The 17,933-nt window shown below is 40.9% G+C and carries 16 protein-coding genes and 3 pseudogenes; 10 read left to right on the forward strand and 9 right to left on the reverse strand.

Features of this window, described 5'->3' with window-relative positions; translation table 11 throughout:
• The first annotated feature begins 873 nt into the window (after nt 1–873).
• Nucleotides 874–1,395 carry a hypothetical protein gene (locus tag M2387_RS24085; RefSeq protein ID WP_259053156.1) on the forward strand — a complete coding sequence of 174 codons (522 nt, stop codon included), beginning with the start codon at nt 874–876 and terminating at the stop codon, nt 1,393–1,395.
• A gap of 370 nt (nt 1,396–1,765) precedes the next feature.
• Here M2387_RS24085 and M2387_RS24090 read toward each other — a convergent pair whose 3' ends face one another.
• From M2387_RS24090 to M2387_RS24100, 3 genes and pseudogenes are all read right to left on the reverse strand, one after another.
• Entirely contained in the window at nt 1,766–2,554 is a 789-nt protein-coding gene (locus tag M2387_RS24090) for a hypothetical protein (RefSeq protein ID WP_259053157.1), read from the reverse strand.
• Between the two features lie 134 nt (nt 2,555–2,688).
• Nucleotides 2,689–3,091 (reverse strand): annotated as a pseudogene (locus tag M2387_RS24095) (PIN domain-containing protein).
• Nucleotides 3,088–3,177: pseudogene (locus M2387_RS24100) on the reverse strand (type II toxin-antitoxin system VapB family antitoxin); the annotation flags it as partial. The pseudogenes M2387_RS24095 and M2387_RS24100, both read right to left, overlap by 4 nt.
• A 189-nt stretch (nt 3,178–3,366) precedes the next feature.
• On the opposite strand from M2387_RS24100, the gene M2387_RS24105 reads away from it, so the two are divergent.
• Entirely contained in the window at nt 3,367–3,663 is a 297-nt protein-coding gene (locus tag M2387_RS24105) for a type II toxin-antitoxin system RelE/ParE family toxin (protein ID WP_259053158.1), read from the forward strand.
• Nucleotides 3,664–3,673: 10 nt separating this feature from the next.
• Complete coding sequence (locus M2387_RS24110) at nt 3,674–3,985, forward strand: HigA family addiction module antitoxin (protein WP_259053159.1); 312 nt, start codon at nt 3,674–3,676, stop codon at nt 3,983–3,985.
• Nucleotides 3,986–4,074: 89 nt separating this feature from the next.
• On the opposite strand, the pseudogene M2387_RS24115 reads toward M2387_RS24110, so the two are convergent.
• Nucleotides 4,075–4,596, reverse strand: a pseudogene (locus M2387_RS24115) (recombinase family protein); the annotation flags it as partial.
• Nucleotides 4,597–4,718: 122 nt separating this feature from the next.
• On the reverse strand, nt 4,719–5,486 hold the full coding sequence (locus M2387_RS24120; RefSeq protein ID WP_259053160.1) for a DUF1883 domain-containing protein: 768 nt from the start codon (nt 5,484–5,486) through the stop codon (nt 4,719–4,721).
• A gap of 169 nt (nt 5,487–5,655) precedes the next feature.
• On the opposite strand from M2387_RS24120, the gene M2387_RS24125 reads away from it, so the two are divergent.
• A complete protein-coding gene (locus M2387_RS24125; protein WP_259053161.1) occupies nt 5,656–6,270 on the forward strand; it encodes a TIR domain-containing protein in 615 nt (204 codons plus the stop codon).
• A 40-nt stretch (nt 6,271–6,310) separates the two neighbouring features.
• Here the strand turns inward: M2387_RS24125 and M2387_RS24130 are convergent, their stop codons facing one another.
• Together M2387_RS24130 and M2387_RS24135 are read right to left on the reverse strand one after the other, a co-directional pair.
• Nucleotides 6,311–7,018 (reverse strand): major royal jelly family protein, encoded by a 708-nt coding sequence (locus M2387_RS24130; RefSeq protein WP_259053162.1) that lies wholly within the window; start codon nt 7,016–7,018, stop codon nt 6,311–6,313.
• A gap of 27 nt (nt 7,019–7,045) precedes the next feature.
• On the reverse strand, nt 7,046–7,612 hold the full coding sequence (locus M2387_RS24135; RefSeq protein ID WP_259053163.1) for a recombinase family protein: 567 nt from the start codon (nt 7,610–7,612) through the stop codon (nt 7,046–7,048).
• Nucleotides 7,613–7,774: 162 nt separating this feature from the next.
• Between M2387_RS24135 and M2387_RS24140 the strand changes: the two genes are divergently transcribed.
• Complete coding sequence (locus M2387_RS24140; RefSeq protein WP_259053164.1) at nt 7,775–10,783, forward strand: Tn3 family transposase; 3,009 nt, start codon at nt 7,775–7,777, stop codon at nt 10,781–10,783.
• Here M2387_RS24140 and M2387_RS24145 read toward each other — a convergent pair.
• Nucleotides 10,780–11,448, reverse strand: a complete 669-nt coding sequence (locus M2387_RS24145) for a hypothetical protein (RefSeq protein ID WP_259053165.1) — start codon at nt 11,446–11,448, stop codon at nt 10,780–10,782. The two genes, M2387_RS24140 and M2387_RS24145, sit on opposite strands and share 4 nt — an antisense overlap.
• A gap of 198 nt (nt 11,449–11,646) precedes the next feature.
• Between M2387_RS24145 and M2387_RS24150 the strand changes: the two genes are divergently transcribed.
• The 3 genes from M2387_RS24150 (at nt 11,647) to M2387_RS24160 (ending at nt 15,199) form a co-directional block, all read left to right on the forward strand.
• Nucleotides 11,647–11,889 carry a type II toxin-antitoxin system ParD family antitoxin gene (locus M2387_RS24150; RefSeq protein WP_259053166.1) on the forward strand — a complete coding sequence of 81 codons (243 nt, stop codon included), beginning with the start codon at nt 11,647–11,649 and terminating at the stop codon, nt 11,887–11,889.
• The gene (locus M2387_RS24155) at nt 11,882–12,166 is read left to right on the forward strand and encodes a type II toxin-antitoxin system RelE/ParE family toxin (protein WP_259053168.1); all 285 of its coding nucleotides are present in this window, start codon (nt 11,882–11,884) and stop codon (nt 12,164–12,166) included. The genes M2387_RS24150 and M2387_RS24155 overlap by 8 nt, the downstream gene beginning before the upstream one ends.
• 936 nt (nt 12,167–13,102) lie before the next feature.
• Nucleotides 13,103–15,199 (forward strand): P-loop ATPase, Sll1717 family, encoded by a 2,097-nt coding sequence (locus tag M2387_RS24160; protein ID WP_259053169.1) that lies wholly within the window; start codon nt 13,103–13,105, stop codon nt 15,197–15,199.
• Between the two features lie 317 nt (nt 15,200–15,516).
• Here M2387_RS24160 and M2387_RS24165 read toward each other — a convergent pair whose 3' ends face one another.
• Nucleotides 15,517–16,554, reverse strand: coding sequence for a tyrosine-type recombinase/integrase (locus M2387_RS24165; RefSeq protein WP_259053170.1), 1,038 nt, complete (start codon nt 16,552–16,554; stop codon nt 15,517–15,519).
• Between the two features lie 580 nt (nt 16,555–17,134).
• Between M2387_RS24165 and M2387_RS25975 the strand changes: the two genes are divergently transcribed.
• Both M2387_RS25975 and M2387_RS24170 read left to right on the forward strand, forming a co-directional pair.
• A complete protein-coding gene (locus M2387_RS25975) occupies nt 17,135–17,248 on the forward strand; it encodes a small membrane protein (RefSeq protein ID WP_409040396.1) in 114 nt (37 codons plus the stop codon).
• Between the two features lie 309 nt (nt 17,249–17,557).
• Nucleotides 17,558–17,887, forward strand: coding sequence for a DUF1294 domain-containing protein (locus M2387_RS24170; RefSeq protein ID WP_259053171.1), 330 nt, complete (start codon nt 17,558–17,560; stop codon nt 17,885–17,887).
• Nucleotides 17,888–17,933 lie beyond the last annotated feature (46 nt).

Below are 17,933 nucleotides of genomic sequence, written 5' to 3' on the forward strand. Positions count from 1 at the left end.
AATATTTATACTTTTTTTCTCATTCTATTGACTAACGTCTAGGCCTTATGTGGTATGGGTTTACAGAAACAAGCAATTCCGGACACGATTTTTTCGTTAAAATCAATACTTGTCCTAAACCGATTACTATTTACAATACATATTGACAGCAATAAAGGCAGGTATGACGCGGGCTAGCTCGTGACGCCTTATCTGTCCAGGGCTAAATTCAGACATTAAAAAGCCCAGATTGTGAGTCTGGGCTTTTTGAAACAAGTAAACGAGTTCGCACCTCGTTTACTCAGCCGTAAGTATTCGGCAACTGAAATTAGCTTAACTAAATACGCAGTTTTGTTCAACGCAAATGCGGCGTGTTTTCCTTAGTTCTTGGTTGTGCGAGAACTAGCCTGTCACTAAATTCGCGCCGTAAGTATTCGGCAACTGGTTTACTAAAACTGCAATAGGAAACTGTTGGGTAATTGCAGCGAGGCGCGAAGATAACCAAAAGGGTAGCGATCATGTTTCTTTTGCTTTTGAAACTTGTTCACCCAGTAGCAGTCATCATTATGACTCTGCTGGAGTACTGGAACGACCGGTAAAACTAGCGCCGAAGGACGTCTTTTAAGGCGTCCTTTTTCATTAACTTCGGTGTTACTGGTTTTTGAATGCTAATTTTTCGCATTGCAGACTCATATAAACTTTATTTTATCAATCCATGCTTTGATTCGCCATTGAATTATTCGAAAACTGATATTTAACCTTATATTCTGATGTTGTTAAATATTGCTAATATTAACATTCGTGATAAAATACAATTTAGCATTTTAATTTGGCGAAAATATGATTATATCGACCATATATACTATTCATTAATTTTGTAATGAGGGTGTTTAAATGAATAAGGTTTTATTATATCTCAGTAAGTCTGAATGTGATAAAATTGGCTGTGAATCGCTAAATCTCATTTCATTGGTGGTGTCCAGATATAGAAATATAAACCCGTCTTTTATTCAAGAGAGAAAATCGAAAAGTTCAACTATCGGTTTTTTATTACTATTCCCTCTCATCATATCAATGACATTAGTTTATTTTGCTAGTTTAGTATTCGATGTGCATGAAATGCCTTTTTATCTAGTTTCGTTTTTCATTCTCGTAGGGACCTGTAAATTTGCTATCGATTTATATAAAAAAGATAGATCAGGCAGACTGGGATGGTTCAATACAGATAAAATGTCTAAAGGAGACTATCTGTCGCTTTCTAAAAATGAATGTATAAAAGAATGGATGGAAGAAACCAGTAAAAAATGCGATTCCATTACTTACACCATGATTAATAATCATAGATATCTGATAGCAGAAAGAGAAATCATTAAGGATGATATGAAGTTTAATAAGAGTGTTTTTAAAACATCCTGATCTGTGCATTGGGATATTGCAATGCCATGACCCGGAATCCAGTCTTGCACTGATATCTTTCCCGCAGTTGGATGAATTACATCCGTGCACTGAACCTCGGGCGCTATCCTGGACATGAAACATTAACTATTGCTTAGGTTGCAGTGATGCTGCATCCACGGCTCACTTATCTGCGGTCACGTCACTATTATAACTTCTGATGACTATCGCGCAGCACGGGCATGCCGCCACCAGTATCAGTGTTTTAATGAGTTGTGTAAATTTATTCCACAGAATCATGCAGTCAGGAAGACTGCGTGATTAATTGGACTGTTTAATTCAATATGTGGTTTTTTATATTAATATATAAAAAAATTTCATGGATTTATTACTATCCCTGATCGCACACATACCAGCCAAGTGGTTTTTCCCATCTAATTACGCCATCAACATCATTAATTACTGTTTTTTTATTACCATGATATTCAAATCGTATCAGAATTTTACTTGGCGATTTATTTTCAATAAACCCTGAGTAGAAAATTTTATCTTTAGAATAGACTACTGAAGATTGATCTAGTTTACATATCCTCGTGCCAATATTAGATTTTAATACTTTTTTTGGCTCACCATTCCTATAAAATGCATCCTCTAAAGCCTTTTTCTCTCTACCTTCTCTTAACTCTGCCACCGTTTTCGCTCCATAGATGGCTGAAGTAACTCCTCTCCACTTATCCTCTTTCCCCTTAACTTTCTCAATAATATCGATTGCGTCAGCCGTTCTCACAGAACGAGAATACGTCATAACAAAAAGAATATCATTTTCTGAAGCACACCAGTTTGTAACCCTTCCCCAATGATTATTGGACCCTTCTTCCCAAACACCTCCCAAATCTTTGCATATTCTTGGCATATAATACTTCACTTGATTTAAACAGCTTTCACCTACTATGTGATAGTCGATGTAATCTTTGTACAACTCTTTTTCAGCATAAAAGGCTGTGTTTTTCGAAATGTCGCACCCATTTTTCATAAGATATGTATTTAATAAAAAAGAACTAGAATATTTATAGTTGTTTATATCATCTGAACTTTTATGCTTTTCTGCATTATTACTTTTATCAGCATCTACAACTGCACATCCAGTCAACAAAAGAATAAAAACAATTCCCATTTTCATCGTTCCACACTCCCTACTAATTTATCATTATCGGCAGGCGTAAATCCTTTGCCAATTTTAGTATTGATTTGCTCCAGTAAACGTTCATGACCAGATTGCATATTTTAATCCTCAAAACAGAAAATCTGTTGTCTTCATTTTATCCAGTCTTCCAGCATCAGACTCTGCACCCGCTCAAACTCTCTCGTATTATTCGTCACTAGGATAGCACCGGCGGCGAAGGCATGTCCGGCAATCTCGGTGTCGTTCGGACCAATGGGTGTCCCGGCTGCAGCGAGCGCCGCCTTTATCTCTGTGGTGGCATCCACGGCAGCCCGATCCCAGGACAGCACTGCATCGAGGCGGTCGCAGAACATCTCAACCAGCTGTCGGTGGCGGGGAGAGGCTTTCTTGCCGATGACCCGAAGCGCATCTCTGCGTAGGTGATGGCAGAGACCAACGCAGTACAGTCTGCTCCAGCCGCCTGATGACGGCTTCCGGCTGCTCACGCATGATGAAGAAACGGATATTGGTGTCGAGCATATCGGTTTTGTTCACAGGATAAATCGCCCCTCGTCGCTGACAACATCCTCGCACTCCGCCATAAAATCAGTGTCGGCCTTTTTGGGGGCCGCTTTCTTTGATTCGATAGTGCCCTGGATAAATATTCCATATGAGATCACTCTCATTCAGAGCATTCAAAAATTAACCTTCTCTATACAAGGACACCACTATGAAAGCTCCTTTTAGGACTCATAAGGCTACCAAAATGGTTGCATTGCGTTCCCTTTTAGGGTACATTACTTGCATGTAAAATAATTAAGAGGTCTTTGATGATCGGTAGTTTTAGGGATGGAGACAACGGGACACTCGGGATTTTTTACTTTGATAATGTGCGAAACAGGGATATCCCAGCCAGTATTGAAAACTCGTTACGACGAAAACTTTCTATCATAGAGGCAGCTACAACGGAAAAGTCACTTTTCGCTCCGCGCAGCAACAATTATGAAAGACTGGCGGGTAATTTGAAAGGATGGTCAAGCATTCGAGTGTCAATCCAGTGGAGGCTGATTTTCCGCTGGCGCGATGGACATGCATACGATCTTTACTTGGACCCACATAAATACTGAGGAGGCTAAAATGGATACCAGATCTGCAGAACCAACCACTGTCGGTGAAATGCTTTCCGAAGAATTTCTGAAACCAATGGGTATTACCCAGGAGCAGCTTGGCCGGGTAATGGGACTGTCGCGTAAAGTTGTCGGGCAGATCGTTAACAATACCCGTCGTATCAGCGTGGCAGAAGCAGCTACACTGGCCGCTTTGTTTGAAACTGATGAGGATTTTTGGATAAATACCCAGGCAGCGCATGACCGCTGGGAAAGCCGTCAAATCTTGGCCACAGGTATTATACAGCCAATTAATGAAAGACTGGCATTAATGGGGGCATAACCCTCTGCAAGAAATGCCGCCTCAACAGGCGGCATTAGATCTGTTTTTTCCCCAAATAGAGTGACTTTGATATCTTGTAGAAGGAGCCACTATTCGCTTCTCTCAACTTCTGTAGTTTTGCAAACTCGTATCACTGTCATTTTGGATACGCCTGCCAGGCGAGCTGTTTCACGTAAAGACTTTCCATGAGCCAGACGTAAAGTGCGTATCAGTTCATGCTTCTGGGCATCAGCAACTCTGCCACGATATCTGCCCTCCCCTTTTGCCTTGTTTATTCCTTCAACCTGACGACGTCGCCGGTCTTCATAATCTTTTCGAGCAATAGCGGCAAGCATATCTAGCATCATGCCATTTACGGCCTTCAGCATGCTTCTGGTGAAGTTATCGTTTACGGAACTGGATAATGCCAGGAAGCTGGTCGGTAGATCAAGACTGACTATGGCCAACTGCTTATCGGTAATTTGTTTTCTGAGTATCTCCCAACCGGCGTCATCCAAACGAGTAAGTCTGTCGACCTGTTCAATCAAAATTACGTCACCTGGTTCTGCATCTTCTAAAAGTCTGACCAGCTCAGGTCGGTTCATTGTCGTACCTGAGACATTATCAATATAGGGGTTTGAGGGCCAATGGAACGGAAACGTACGTTAAGAATGTAATTTATTGATATTCATGAAAAATAGAAAAAGGACCGTTAATTGATCCTTTTGTTTTGCTATTTGAATTTCGATAAAAATTAACAACGAGAATGCAATAGCTCGGCTATCTCATGAGCAATTTCATCGATTGTATGAGTTGCCGTACTACGAGCAACTTTGTCTGCTAATGATGGGCTAAAATCGATAACTTCTTGTTTTGTAATATTATGCCATATGGGAAGCAATATTTGCTCACCAGAAATAGCACGAGTGACGATTCCATCAAGTTCATAATTTGTCCAACCTTTGCTTATAAACGCCGGAGACAAAACTACTAACCCAACACGACTGTTTGCTAAACCTTTGTCTATTTTTTGTCTAAGGCTGTCACCAATTCTTAACGTCATTTCGTCATACCATACGTTAAGGCCGTGACTGATTAATGAGTTTGCCAGAGAGCGAACAAAATCATCTTTATCCTCTGAGGCATGCGAAATAAATACGTCATGTATCTCGTCGCTCTGTGCTGTTGACGGTGGTCTGTTATCTCTTACCAGACTAGGAACTTCGCTTAACGGCCTATCCTGAATTTCAGGAAGAGCCCCTGGAAGAACGCGAACAGAAGCCCTAGTACTCCCCCTTAATCCCTGCATATCTACAGCAATATGCCAATGGCCTGATGAAGGGATCTGTAACCTTATGGGGGAGCGCTTTGCTAACCCACCAATGTAGGAATGTCGTCGGCCATTCTTATAACTACTGAAGTTAGAACTATCCATTAGTCTAACATTTGCACCACTGGTGAGGGTGATTTCAACAATCTCCCCTCTTTTTCTTTGACCAAGATCATTATGGATGAATTGCATGTAAGTCTGCTCTCTTCATTTGAATTGGAAGAATGTAGCCACTTCCTTGATTATACTGTATCCGGTGGTTGAGAGTATCTCCTAGTGTGAAAGAATAAATTATAAGACTTTCACTCGGTATGGATGAAGATGTAAAATCCGTAAACCAGAGAATAAATGAGGAAAAGGCGTGGCTAAGCACAAAGTTTTCATCAGTTACCACCATGCTAATGACCAATGGTACAAAAATGAACTTGAAAAAATGAATGATGTTTTTGATATTTTTGTGAATCGCTCGGTATCACTTGGAGACATTGATGATGAGGAAGAACCTCAAAAGATCAGAGAAATAATAAGGGATGAATATTTACGTGATACATCCGTTCTTATTTTACTTGTTGGGACTGAGACTAAAAACAGAAAGCATGTTGATTGGGAATTATATTCATCCATGAGGGATAGTCCCAAAAACGGTAAATCAGGTGTTTTTGTTATAAATCTTCCTTCAACAGGAACAAACTACATTAGGGCCAGTCATGGTGAAAATGAAAAAAATGAATTTCACCCTAATATAACGGAGTGGATAACAATCAATGACAGAACAACATATAAAGAAAGATATCCATATATGCCAGAAAGGATTATAGATAACTTGATGAGTGAAAAGTCATATATATCAATAGTTAACTGGGATCAGATACACAACAATCCAGAAAACCTTAGAAAAATGATTGAGTTAACATTTCAAGATAAAGATAAGTGCGAATACGTTTTTTCTACCCCAATGAGAATGCGTAATGGCTAGCAGAAACAGTAAAGGGGAGTATAATACTCCCCTTTACTTGTTACCAATCCCATTTGGTGGTGTTCACGTTAAATGTTTGTTGAACCCGTGATGAGAAAAAATCATTTACTACTTTAAAATCGTTACATATTTTACTATGGTTGTAGTATTGTTTTTGTATTTTATTTATAGGCGTTAGGTGAACTTTTAATGGTGTATTAGTTATAATGTCAATAACTTCATCCTTATCTGATATATATTTATACCATCTTTTATAATTATTTTGATTTTTAGTTAAAAACTTATTCAACACCATTAGCATATCATTGCTAATATTATATAATTCATTATCTTTTTTTGGATTCAATATTTTCATTTCATCTCTAATAAATTGATATGTCTGATAATATGATGAGATGACTTCATCGAATGCGTCTACATTTTTCTTCAACTTAAAGATGGCTCTTTTTGTATCCAAGTGATTTTTTATACTTTTGCGATATAACGTACCACTTTCATTGAACAGAACATTAACACCGCCTAAACTTAGTTTCTCTACTTTAAATGAGTATTTTTTTAAAAGATACAATGCTACAATTAGCCATATAAAAATAGACATTAATAGTATATATATAATACCAGTTACTAATGGTTTGTTTTTATTAAATACGGTGTAAATTGAAGGTACATATGATGAAAGATCCACTGTACACATTACAGCAATTACCGCAATGAAAGCTATTGTCCAAATTATAACAAAGGTTCTCACAATTCCACCTTGCCAGTTTTAAGATAATTAATCATTGATTAGTGAACGTTCTGAATTGATAATTTTATATACGGTTGAACGCGCAATACCCATATGCTTAGCTATTTCAGTTGCTCCAGTTCCTTTATCATGCATAACTTTTATTTTATTCCTGTCTATCTTCCGTTTTCTGCCAAATTTAATTCCTTTAGACTTGGCCTCGAGTCTTCCTTCATTTGTTCGTTCAAGGATGCGAGTACGTTCCGCTTGTGCCACTGCTGATAGAATGGTGACGATCATCTTCCCCATTTCACCATCGGTACTGATCCCATCATCAATGAATCGGACTGCCACACCCAAGGCATCGAATTCTTTTATTAGTTGAATCATATCGGCAGTGTCACGGCCAAGACGATCTAGCTTCTTCACCAGAATGACGTCTCCATCTTCCACCTTCATGCGCAACAGCTCAAGTCCTTCTCGGGCAGTTGAACTTCCCGATGCCTTGTCCGTAAAAATACGGTTGGCTTTTACCCCTGCGTTCTTAAGTGCCCCAACTTGAATATCTAGGGACTGCTGACTGGTTGAGACCCGTGCGTAACCAAAAAGTCGCATAAAAATGTACCTTAAATCGAATATCAGACGCCTTGCGTCTATTATGGCAAAAATACGATTTAATAGACAGTCCATGCCTACCGTTTTATGTTGTCTGATAATTTATAATATTTCGTACAGTTACGGAATTGTTAAAAATGTTCTTCAAGCAAGGAGGCTGACATGCCCGTTGATTTTCTGACCAGTGAGCAGGAGCAGAATTATGGACGCTATGCGGCTGAACCCAACGACGTCCAGCTGGCCCGTTATTTTCATCTTGATGAGCGGGATCTTGCTTTCATCAATCAGAGGCGCGGGAAGCATAACCGGCTGGGTATAGCGCTTCAGCTCACTACAGCCCGTTTCCTGGGAACCTTTTTAACAGATTTAACCGAGGTTCTGCCGGGCATTCAGCAGTTTGTCGCTGCACAGCTTAATATCCGACGTCCGGAAGTCCTCTCTCGTTATGCAGAACGGGATACCACCCTCAGGGAGCATACCGCGTTAATTAAGGAATATTACGGCTATAATGAATTTGGCGATTTCCCTTGGTCTTTCCGCCTGAAGCGCCTGCTGTACACCCGGGCATGGCTCAGTAATGAGCGTCCAGGTTTAATGTTTGATTTCGCCACCGCGTGGCTGCTTCAGAATAAGGTACTGCTGCCCGGTGCAACCACACTTGTACGTCTCGTCAGTGAAATTCGCGAACGGGCAAATCAGCGGCTGTGGAAAAAGTTGGCCGCGCTGCCGGACAGCTGGCAGACCGCTCGAGTGACGGAGCTTTTGGAAATTCCGGAAGGTCAGCGGATATCGCCACTGGAACATTTGAAAAAAGGTCCGGTTACTGTCAGCGGACCGGCGTTTACTGAAGCGCTGGAGCGATATACCCGGCTGCGAAACCTTGAGTTTTCCCGACTGAATTTTACCGGTCTGCCCGCGATACAGCTGCGTAATCTGGCGCGTTATGCAGGCATGGCGTCGGTAAAATATATAGCGCGAATGCCACAGCAGAGAAAGCTTGCCATACTCACTGCATTCGTTAAAGCGCAGGAAATAACAGCGCTGGATGAGGCTGTTGACGTGCTCGATATGCTGATCCTGGACATTACCCGCGAGGCTAAGAAAACCGGGCAGAAAATACGACTCAGGACGCTGAAAGATCTTGATCGGGCTGCGTTGTTACTGGCGCGGGCATGTTCGCTGTTGCTGGATGATAATGCCAATGATCCAGACCTGAGGTGGGCCATCTTCAGCTGCGTACCGAAAAGCAGGTTGGCAGAATCCGTCAGCAAGGTTAATGAACTTGCCCGCCCTCAGAACAATAATTTCCATGACGAAATGGTGGAGCAGTACGGCCGGGTTAAGCGTTTTCTTCCAGCGGTATTGCGGGATCTGCATTTCCGCGCTGCGCCAGCAGGAGAACATACTCTGGCCGCGATTCATTATCTGATCGAACTGAACAGCTCGAAAAAGCGCATACTCGATGATGCGCCTGAACATATCATCACCGGCCCCTGGAAACGCCTCGTGTACGATACGGAAGGCCGGATACAACGCGCCGGTTACTCGTTGTGTTTGCTTGAACGCCTTCAGGATGCACTGCGCCGCCGGGACATCTGGCTCGAAAACAGCGATCGCTGGGGTGATCCCCGAGAGAAGCTGTTGCAGGGTGAAGAGTGGCAGGCTCAGCGTATCCCTGTTTGTCGGGCGCAGGGACATCCCACCGATGGGCATAAAGGCGTGCAGCAACTGGCCGTTCAGCTGGATGAAATCTGGAAAGCCGTCGCATCCCGATTTGAAGGGAATGCGGAAGTACATGTCTGTAATGACGGTAAATATCCTTCCCTGACTATCAGTAGTCTGGAGAAACTGGAGGAGCCTCCGTCGTTGCTTTGCCTCAACAGTCGGGTCAGACAGTTGCTTCCTCCGGTTGATTTGACGGAATTACTGCTTGAAATAGACGCCAGAACAGGATTTACACGGGAATTTATGCATGTCAGTGAGTCCGGAGCGCGGGCGCAGGACCTGGACGTCAGCCTATGTGCGGTTCTGATGGCTGAAGCCTGCAATATCGGACTGGAACCGCTGATAAAGCACAATATACCGGCACTGACCCGCCACCGGCTCAGTTGGGTGAAACAGAATTATCTACGGGCAGAAACACTGGTCAGTGCGAATGCCCGCCTGGTTGATTTTCAGTCTACGTTGGAGCTTGCCAGTCACTGGGGCGGTGGCGAAGTGGCGTCAGCCGACGGCATGCGCTTTGTCACACCGGTAAAAACCGTCAATTCCGGGCCTAACAGAAAATATTTTGGCTCCGGACGTGGTATCACCTGGTACAACTTCGTCTCTGATCAGTACTCTGGGTTTCACGGCATTGTGGTACCCGGTACATTGCGGGATTCCATTTTTGTGTTGGAAGGACTTCTGGAGCAGCAGACAGGGCTGAATCCGGTTGAGATCATGACAGACACTGCAGGTACCAGCGATATTATTTTTGGCCTGTTCTGGCTGCTGGGATATCAGTTTTCGCCCCGGCTTGTCGATGCCGGCGAAGCGGTATTCTGGCGAGTGGATAAATCGGCAAACTACGGTGCACTGGATGCGCTGGCGCGGGGATGTGCAGATCTGTCGAAGGCGGAGAATCAGTGGGATGAGATGATGCGAACCGCCGGTTCGCTAAAGCTGGGCACCATCCATGCTTCAGAACTCATTCGCTCTTTGCTCAAAAGCTCGCGCCCATCAGGACTGGCACAGGCGATCATGGAAGTGGGGCGCGTCAACAAGACGCTGTACCTTCTCAATTATATTGATGATGAAGATTATCGTCGGCGGATCCTGACGCAGCTCAACCGGGGAGAAGGCCGCCATGCCGTGGCGCGGGCAATCTGCTACGGACAACGCGGTGAGATCAGAAAGCGCTATCGTGAAGGACAGGAAGATCAACTAGGTGCACTGGGCCTGGTGACCAATGCTGTCGTACTGTGGAACACACTTTATATGCAAGAAGCACTGAGTTGGATGCGCAGTCATGGGGAAGAAACCGGGGATGAAGATATCGCCCGGTTATCCCCACTGATGCATGGGCATATCAATATGCTGGGGCATTATACGTTCACGCTACCGGAGGATATTCTGAAGGGAGAAATGAGAACATTAAATTTCAATTTAAACAACGAATTATCTCCTTAACGTACGTTTTCGTTCCATTGGCCCTCAAACCCCATTTCCGGATAAGTGTTAATGGATTCGTGGTCACCATTGTGGGCATAGAGCTGGTTACGCATTCTCATGACTTCATCATGAATATCGCCCAGTTCATCCGGGACCTTTCTTCGTTCAATCTTGTACGTGCCCTTGCTCTCGGTGAATAGTCGCCCATAGGTCACGATAAAAGCTGTGGTTCTGGATGAGTTTTCTAGGAGCCACTCGGTGGTAGCCTCAAACTCAACTTTGCCTAGTTGCTGATGGTCATACGCCAGCTGCCCAGCGGTCTGCATAGCTTTAAACAGACCATGGATCTTGCGTAGAGTTCTATCAGCCCTTTGCAGCTTCTCATGTGCCGTTTCTTGCATAGTGTGGAAAAATTCAACGAACTCAGGAGGCAATTTGTCTTGCGAGATGGTGATAATCCCCTCATTAAGCAATACGTTTTCCATCCGACGGCCCTCTCTATAATTGTTTGTGCGATTTGCTCGGCGCGGACCATGGCTATCAGTATGCGGTCGCGCTCCCATTCTAAAGCCTTGAAGGTATTTCTCCACCAGTACCAGCAGACATTCAAAGTTGTCACTCTTCTCTGCAACTGCGCGGCTGGTATGAAGTGACCACAACATTTGGTGTGCTTCCAGAATCACAAAGTTCCGCTCCTGGCAGAAAGCAGAATTCAACGTACTGGCTGTAAGAGTTAATCACAACGGATGGTGGGATCATGCCACAGTGGTATGTTCAGTGAACTTATTATCAGATGATGGACTATGTTAAGGAAAGGGAATTCATTGACACCATGAGCCAGTATTTTTAGTATTGTGTTATTAGTTAACACAGGAGGCGTTATGGCCAGAACGACAAGCGTGACAATTGGTGAGCAACTTGATTCGTTTATCAGTCGATTAATAGAAAGTGGTCGCTACGGCTCTACGAGTGAAGTGATGCGCTCTGCTCTGCGATTACTGGAACAACAGGAAGCAAACGATGAGGTTGTACGCCGGGCAGTTATTGTCGGGCTGGAAAGCGGAGAAAGCTCTCTGTCATTGCGGGAAATAGCTGCACAAAGAAAAAACAAACATCGTGTATAAACTCACCGAACACGCAGCAGACGACTTCGCCGGAATTTATGACTATACGCTCTTAACATTTGGTGAAACTCAGGCAGATCTCTATACAGACGCACTTGAGGAATTTCTTAAAACACTGGCAGGAATGCCTGATATGGGAGGGGAATATCAGGCCATTTCCGGCGTGATGCGTATTGAATTTCAGCTACATACCATTTTTTATACTATTCGTGATGCAGATATTTTGATAGCTCGTATTTTGCATCAACAGATGAACCATAAACGACATTTACCGTAAATCAGAACATGTATCGATACTTTCCTGGTCAGTATCGGCCTTACGCGGTGTGTGAAGCACAAGCGTAAGTAAATTAACGTGTAATATTTTCCTTTTCCCAGCGGGAAGCGCTACCATTGTTAACTAATTATGCTATTGATATTAAATATAGTTACCGATGTTGAACCCTAATTCTAGCTGAACTGTAAGAATTAATTTAGTAATGGTTCTGGCATAAGATTGTTACCATGGTTAGGAAATCTTATAGAGTGCATTTTCCGTCTATGTATCAACATGTTACTCTTGAGTATAGATGACTCCAATAAGCTCCATTCTTCGAAAGCTCAAACAATCGCGTTTTAAATCAAATTTCAATCAGAAAATAGATTTATTTATCATTAGATGATATTTAACTAAAAAATATCATTCTCATATAAAAAATAGAGCAATATGATCTAATATTAGATTCGTTGCATATACGACTATATTAGATTCATTAATAAAAACCATATAAAACAATGGGTTTTTAACCCTGTAACTTCTGGGAGAAAGAAATGGCTCTAGTACAAAGATCTACCTTGGAAGAACTTTCAACCAATGCGAGCTCAGATTTTTTTGGTCAAAGGTTTACTGCTGGAGATGAAGTTCCACACTCAGGAATTTATAAATGTACAAGATGTAATCGTGAAGTTACTGTTAATGCGCACCCTAAAGATAATACGTTTCCACCTCACTATCCGGGAAGCACATGTTCATCACCAAACTGGAAACCTTATGTGATATCTGACACAAAAGCAGAATGGTAGCCATACAAACCAGCCGTTTTAATTAACGGCTGTTACATCTAGTCTTTACTATTTATACCATTATAGTGGTATATTAGAATAAAACTGTTCCTGACATTATTAACACTAAAAAAAAATAACAATACCCATGCCAATAATATGAAGGTTGAAAATGGAATTAAATATTACTTCAAAGTCCAATCCATTTGGTGATACAACAGCAGAAAATGATAGAAAAATGCTGAGTAATGCATTTATTGAGACTGCTGATTTTAGAACGTTAATTGAAACAGATGATCGAACAGTCGTTGTCGGCAGACGCGGAACTGGTAAAAGTGCTTTATTCATTCAGCTTAATGAGCATTGGAAGAAAGACAAGAAAATATTAATCCTTAGATTTTCACCAGATGACACGCAAATCATTGGTTTCAGATCTATGTTGAAACCATTCACAGGATCGTTTAATTTAGCCAGAGCAGCAACAAGATTATTATGGCGATATGCTATGTTAATGGAGATAGCTTCATATATTTCTTCGCACTATAAATTATCATCTCAAATTACAACGGAAACTTTATTAAATGAACACCTAAAGAAATGGAATTCTATTCAAGGTGATATATTAAGGAAGTGTAGGCTTGTAGCAAAGGAGTATTTGGATGAAAAAAAACCAGAAGAATCAATCGGTGATCTTCCATTCAATTTAAATATATCTGATATAGAAAATAAAATAGTTTCTCTTCTTGAAAGGTCAGACAGGAAAGTTGTCATATTGATGGATAAACTTGATGAGGCATATGAACCTGATAATATAGGAATAGGGATTATTGCTGGTCTTGCATATGCTTCTATTGAATTAAATCAAAAAGCAAAAAACATACGGCCGATTATTTTCCTAAGAGATAATATATTTAGGTCGTTATCAAAGGAAGATCCTGATTACTCTAGAAATATAGAGGGCCAGGTCATAAGGCTACATTGGGATTGGGCACAACTTCTGATGTTATCAGCAAAAAGGATGAAAGTTGCATTCGGTCTAGATATTGAGAAAGATCAACGAGTTTGGGATAGATGTACTGCTGATGATCTTAAAGGAAGAAATGGCTTTAAGCGATGTTTGCAATTTACGCTTTACCGCCCTAGAGATTTACTGTCATTATTAAATGAAGCTTTTTTCTCTGCATTCAGAGAAAACAGAGAAACAATTATCAGTTCCGACCTTGAATACGCCGCTAAGTCTATTTCTATGGCGAGGCTTGAAGATCTATGGAAAGAATATCAAAAGATATTCCCTTCAATACAAGTTATAACAAGCGCATTTCGTAGCATTGAACCAGAGTTAACAGTTTATACATGCTTAAAAAAAATAGAATCATCTTTCGAAATAATTGAAGAAAATGAAGACCCAAAAGTAACATCTGAAATCCAGCTATTGAAATCAAGTGGAATCCTGCAAAGTTTGTATAGCGTAGGTTTTGTTGGCATACGCGATAAAAACACCTCATCATATTCATTCTGTCACGATGGTAGAACGCCAGATAAAGGCTTCGAAAGTAATGAAAAACTATTAATTCATCCATGTTACTGGCTTGGACTCAATCTAAATCGTAATGCGCTTGCTCCAGAGGAGGCCGAAGAAATAAATGACGAATATGATATCAATGTTGTTTCAGAAAACTCAACTATTAGGAATAAAACAATAGGCCAAATAACTACTCATTTAGATCAGATTCCGACAGGAAATGAAGGAGCAAGCGAATTTGAGCAATGGTGCGTAGATGCTCTTAGAATAGTTTTTGCATCTCACCTTACAGATATAAAACCTCATCCGAATGGTAACGCGGTTCAGAGAAGAGATATTATTGGTACCAATGGTGGAAAGTCTGACTTTTGGAAAAGGGTTTTAACTGATTATAAAACAAGACAAGTTGTTTTTGATGCTAAAAACTTTGAAGAATTAGGCCCATCTGAATACAGACAATTACAATCATATTTAACAGGACCATATGGGAAATTAGGTTTTATAATTAATAGAGAGGAGAGTGAATTATTGAAATCAGGAAGAGATTTAGATTGGACAAAGGAAATGTACCAATCTCATAATTCGTTAATAATAAAGCTACCAGCAAAATATATTTCAAAGCTTTTACAGAAATTAAGAAACCCCGAGAAACATGACGCTATAGATAGCCAAATGGGAAAGCTTTTAACGCTATATGAGACATCATATATGGCAATTAAAAGTACTCAAAGGAAAAGAAGAAAATAGCATCAACTACCATAAACTAAAAGATTCATAAAGCGTCTTTTAGTTTGTTTTTCTACAAAAAAATGATAATAAATCAGTTGGTTAGTTTTACACGCAGCCGATTTGGTCACTGGCTATGTCTTAAGTAAAAGATCCTGCTTATTACTTACTTTCGTTGCAAAGGTGGATTATCATCATTATATTTATTCCTTCCAGACGAGCTGTTTCACATAAATACTTTCCATGTTTCATGCGTAGAATATGTATCAATTTTGTTTCTTATCAGATGTGGATACTCATATAAAAATGGGTAACTTAGAATATTTCTAGATCCAGTGTCAGGTCTCGTTGCGACTAATATGTTGTTCCATAAAATCAACCATAGCTCCCTCGTGAGCATCAATATGGCGTATATAACGCATAACTGTTTCCGGTTTTTTCCAGGTACCTTCCTGCATGATCTGAGCTATGCTGTATTTATTCATTGCCATATCAACTGCCGCGCCAACACGTGTACTGTGCCCCGACCACATTCTATAGCGGTTTTTGTTTGATGGAACTTCTTTTCCAGGACCGGCTTCGATCCACGCTCGGACAAAAATATCTTCCAGTGCCCGGGTAGATAATGGCTTATCAGTTAAGATCATAACTCGATTTGTTCGATGTATCGGCCCGAAGATAAACGCATCAGGCTCATTAATTAGCCCGGAAACTTCTAGCCATTCTGTTAGTCGCTGGGATGAAAGCGTACCCAGGGCCTTGATAAGACCTCCGGTCATCACAATGGTTTTCGTCCATGCGACATCCAGTAAAATACGTCCGTCAGCAGTGCGGTTTATTTCACGAACGCGCAAACGACCTATCTCACTGATACGTAATAAAGTCGCATAAGCCACATGCAGAAAAGCAAGATCACGCGTCTGCTGTAAGCGCTCCGATTTTGACCAGCATGTATCGAGTGCGAGAAGATCACCAATACGAAAGGGTATTGCCTGGCCTGCGCGTTCACCACTGATGACAGCGGTACGATTAATTCTTTTTACTGCCCGAAAAACGAGGGGAGAAACGTTGGGCGATGTAATCCCTGCGTTACGGTGTAACATTGAAATCAGGGAGGCATGAGTACTGATGGTTGATGAAGCCCGACCGGAAACCTGTAACCATAATAAATAGTCACGCAAATCAGCCGGTGACATAGGTAAAAAACGGCGCCCATTTTTTTCCGCCCAGGCCCCACAGATCCGCATCACGCTGAGGAGCTGATTCCAGGTGTTTTCAGAGAAGGCCTCTTTATCCTGGACAAATTCTCGCAGACGATCGGCGATATCACTTTCACTGGTGACAGTAAGAAATGTTGATGATGATAATTTATCCATGCCGTATACTTTTCAACCTTGTATTGGGTTGGTGTTGCTACGTGAATTCTGCAGTACAACTGCCCTGTTTTTTTCTCAGAATTCACGTAGCGACGCCTGATTTCTGTACAGATGATGTACCCGCTGCGCCGACTGATCATCAGCATAGCAGGATCCTGCGCTGGATCCTATCTTCATATAATAGGAGTTATATGAAGTTAGGCGTGAATGATTAACAGCAAAGGGCATCGTTGAGGCTGTTCATGTGTAAGAATGCCAGAGGAAAAAGCCTCAGTGATTAGATAGTGTCACAGATAATACCGTGACATTTCACTCTGATAGAATCATAATTAAAAAACGAGATAGTTTAAATCATAAAGCAAGTATGTACTCTATCAGGAATTAGTTTTCCGAGTATTTCCGGGGAGTTATTGTTTGTTATTTAAACTATTTTTATTGATACTTACATACTGTTTAATAAATAGATAATTAACATTTCGTTTGATTGGCAGAGAACAGTGTTGAGGCTAATTATCTTTTTCTGTGGGGAGTGATAACCACTATGATAACTTCTTATTCAGAAAGGAGACTAAACATGAATATGAACTCACTTGTTTTGATAATCATAGCCATTATATCGTTAGGAATATCTTTATATTCCATAGTTAGCTACATTATTGAGCAGCGAGGAAAGAAATTCAAATCACATCATTAATTCATTTGATTATTAAAAAATAATAACGTGCTAGCTTTAAAACACAAGATATTAAGCAAATCATATAGTCAAATTAATGCGTAGCCAATCACTAGTTTAGATGTAAATAACATAAAAATATATATTTGGGATGTAATCACGTGTCAATATAATAAACCCCTATATAAAAATTAAAAAAGAAATAATATTGACCAATTACATAGTGAGTGTTATTCCGAAACTTTCATTATAAATTGGCTTGTAATTATCAAAGAGAATTAGATTTTAAATAAGGGTAAGTGTGTATACTGGTATGAATATTACTTTTTCATGTCGCATTTTTTTGCACTGGCTGTTGTAGGTAGTCTCTCGCAGCACTACTCACTAATAACTTGGTTGCTTTTAGTTAATATATTAACCTTCCTCGTTTACGGCATGGACAAATACGCAGCTAAAAATAATTTTCGTAGGGTCTCTGAGTCTACTCTGTTGTTTTTCGGCTTTGCTGGAGGCTGGCCTGCTGCGCTATGTGGACAGGAGATATTTAGACATAAAACGAAAAAACAACCATTTAGAGAGTACTTTGTTATTAGTATAACATTAAATATTGGTGTTCTTGGTATAGTCGGTGCGTTATATTGGCGATATATATATGGTTAGTTATAATTATATCCTTGCATAAGGACCGAGATAGAATTGAACTGTC

Source organism: Klebsiella sp. BIGb0407 (assembly GCF_024807845.1).
Lineage (GTDB): Bacteria > Pseudomonadota > Gammaproteobacteria > Enterobacterales > Enterobacteriaceae > JGM124.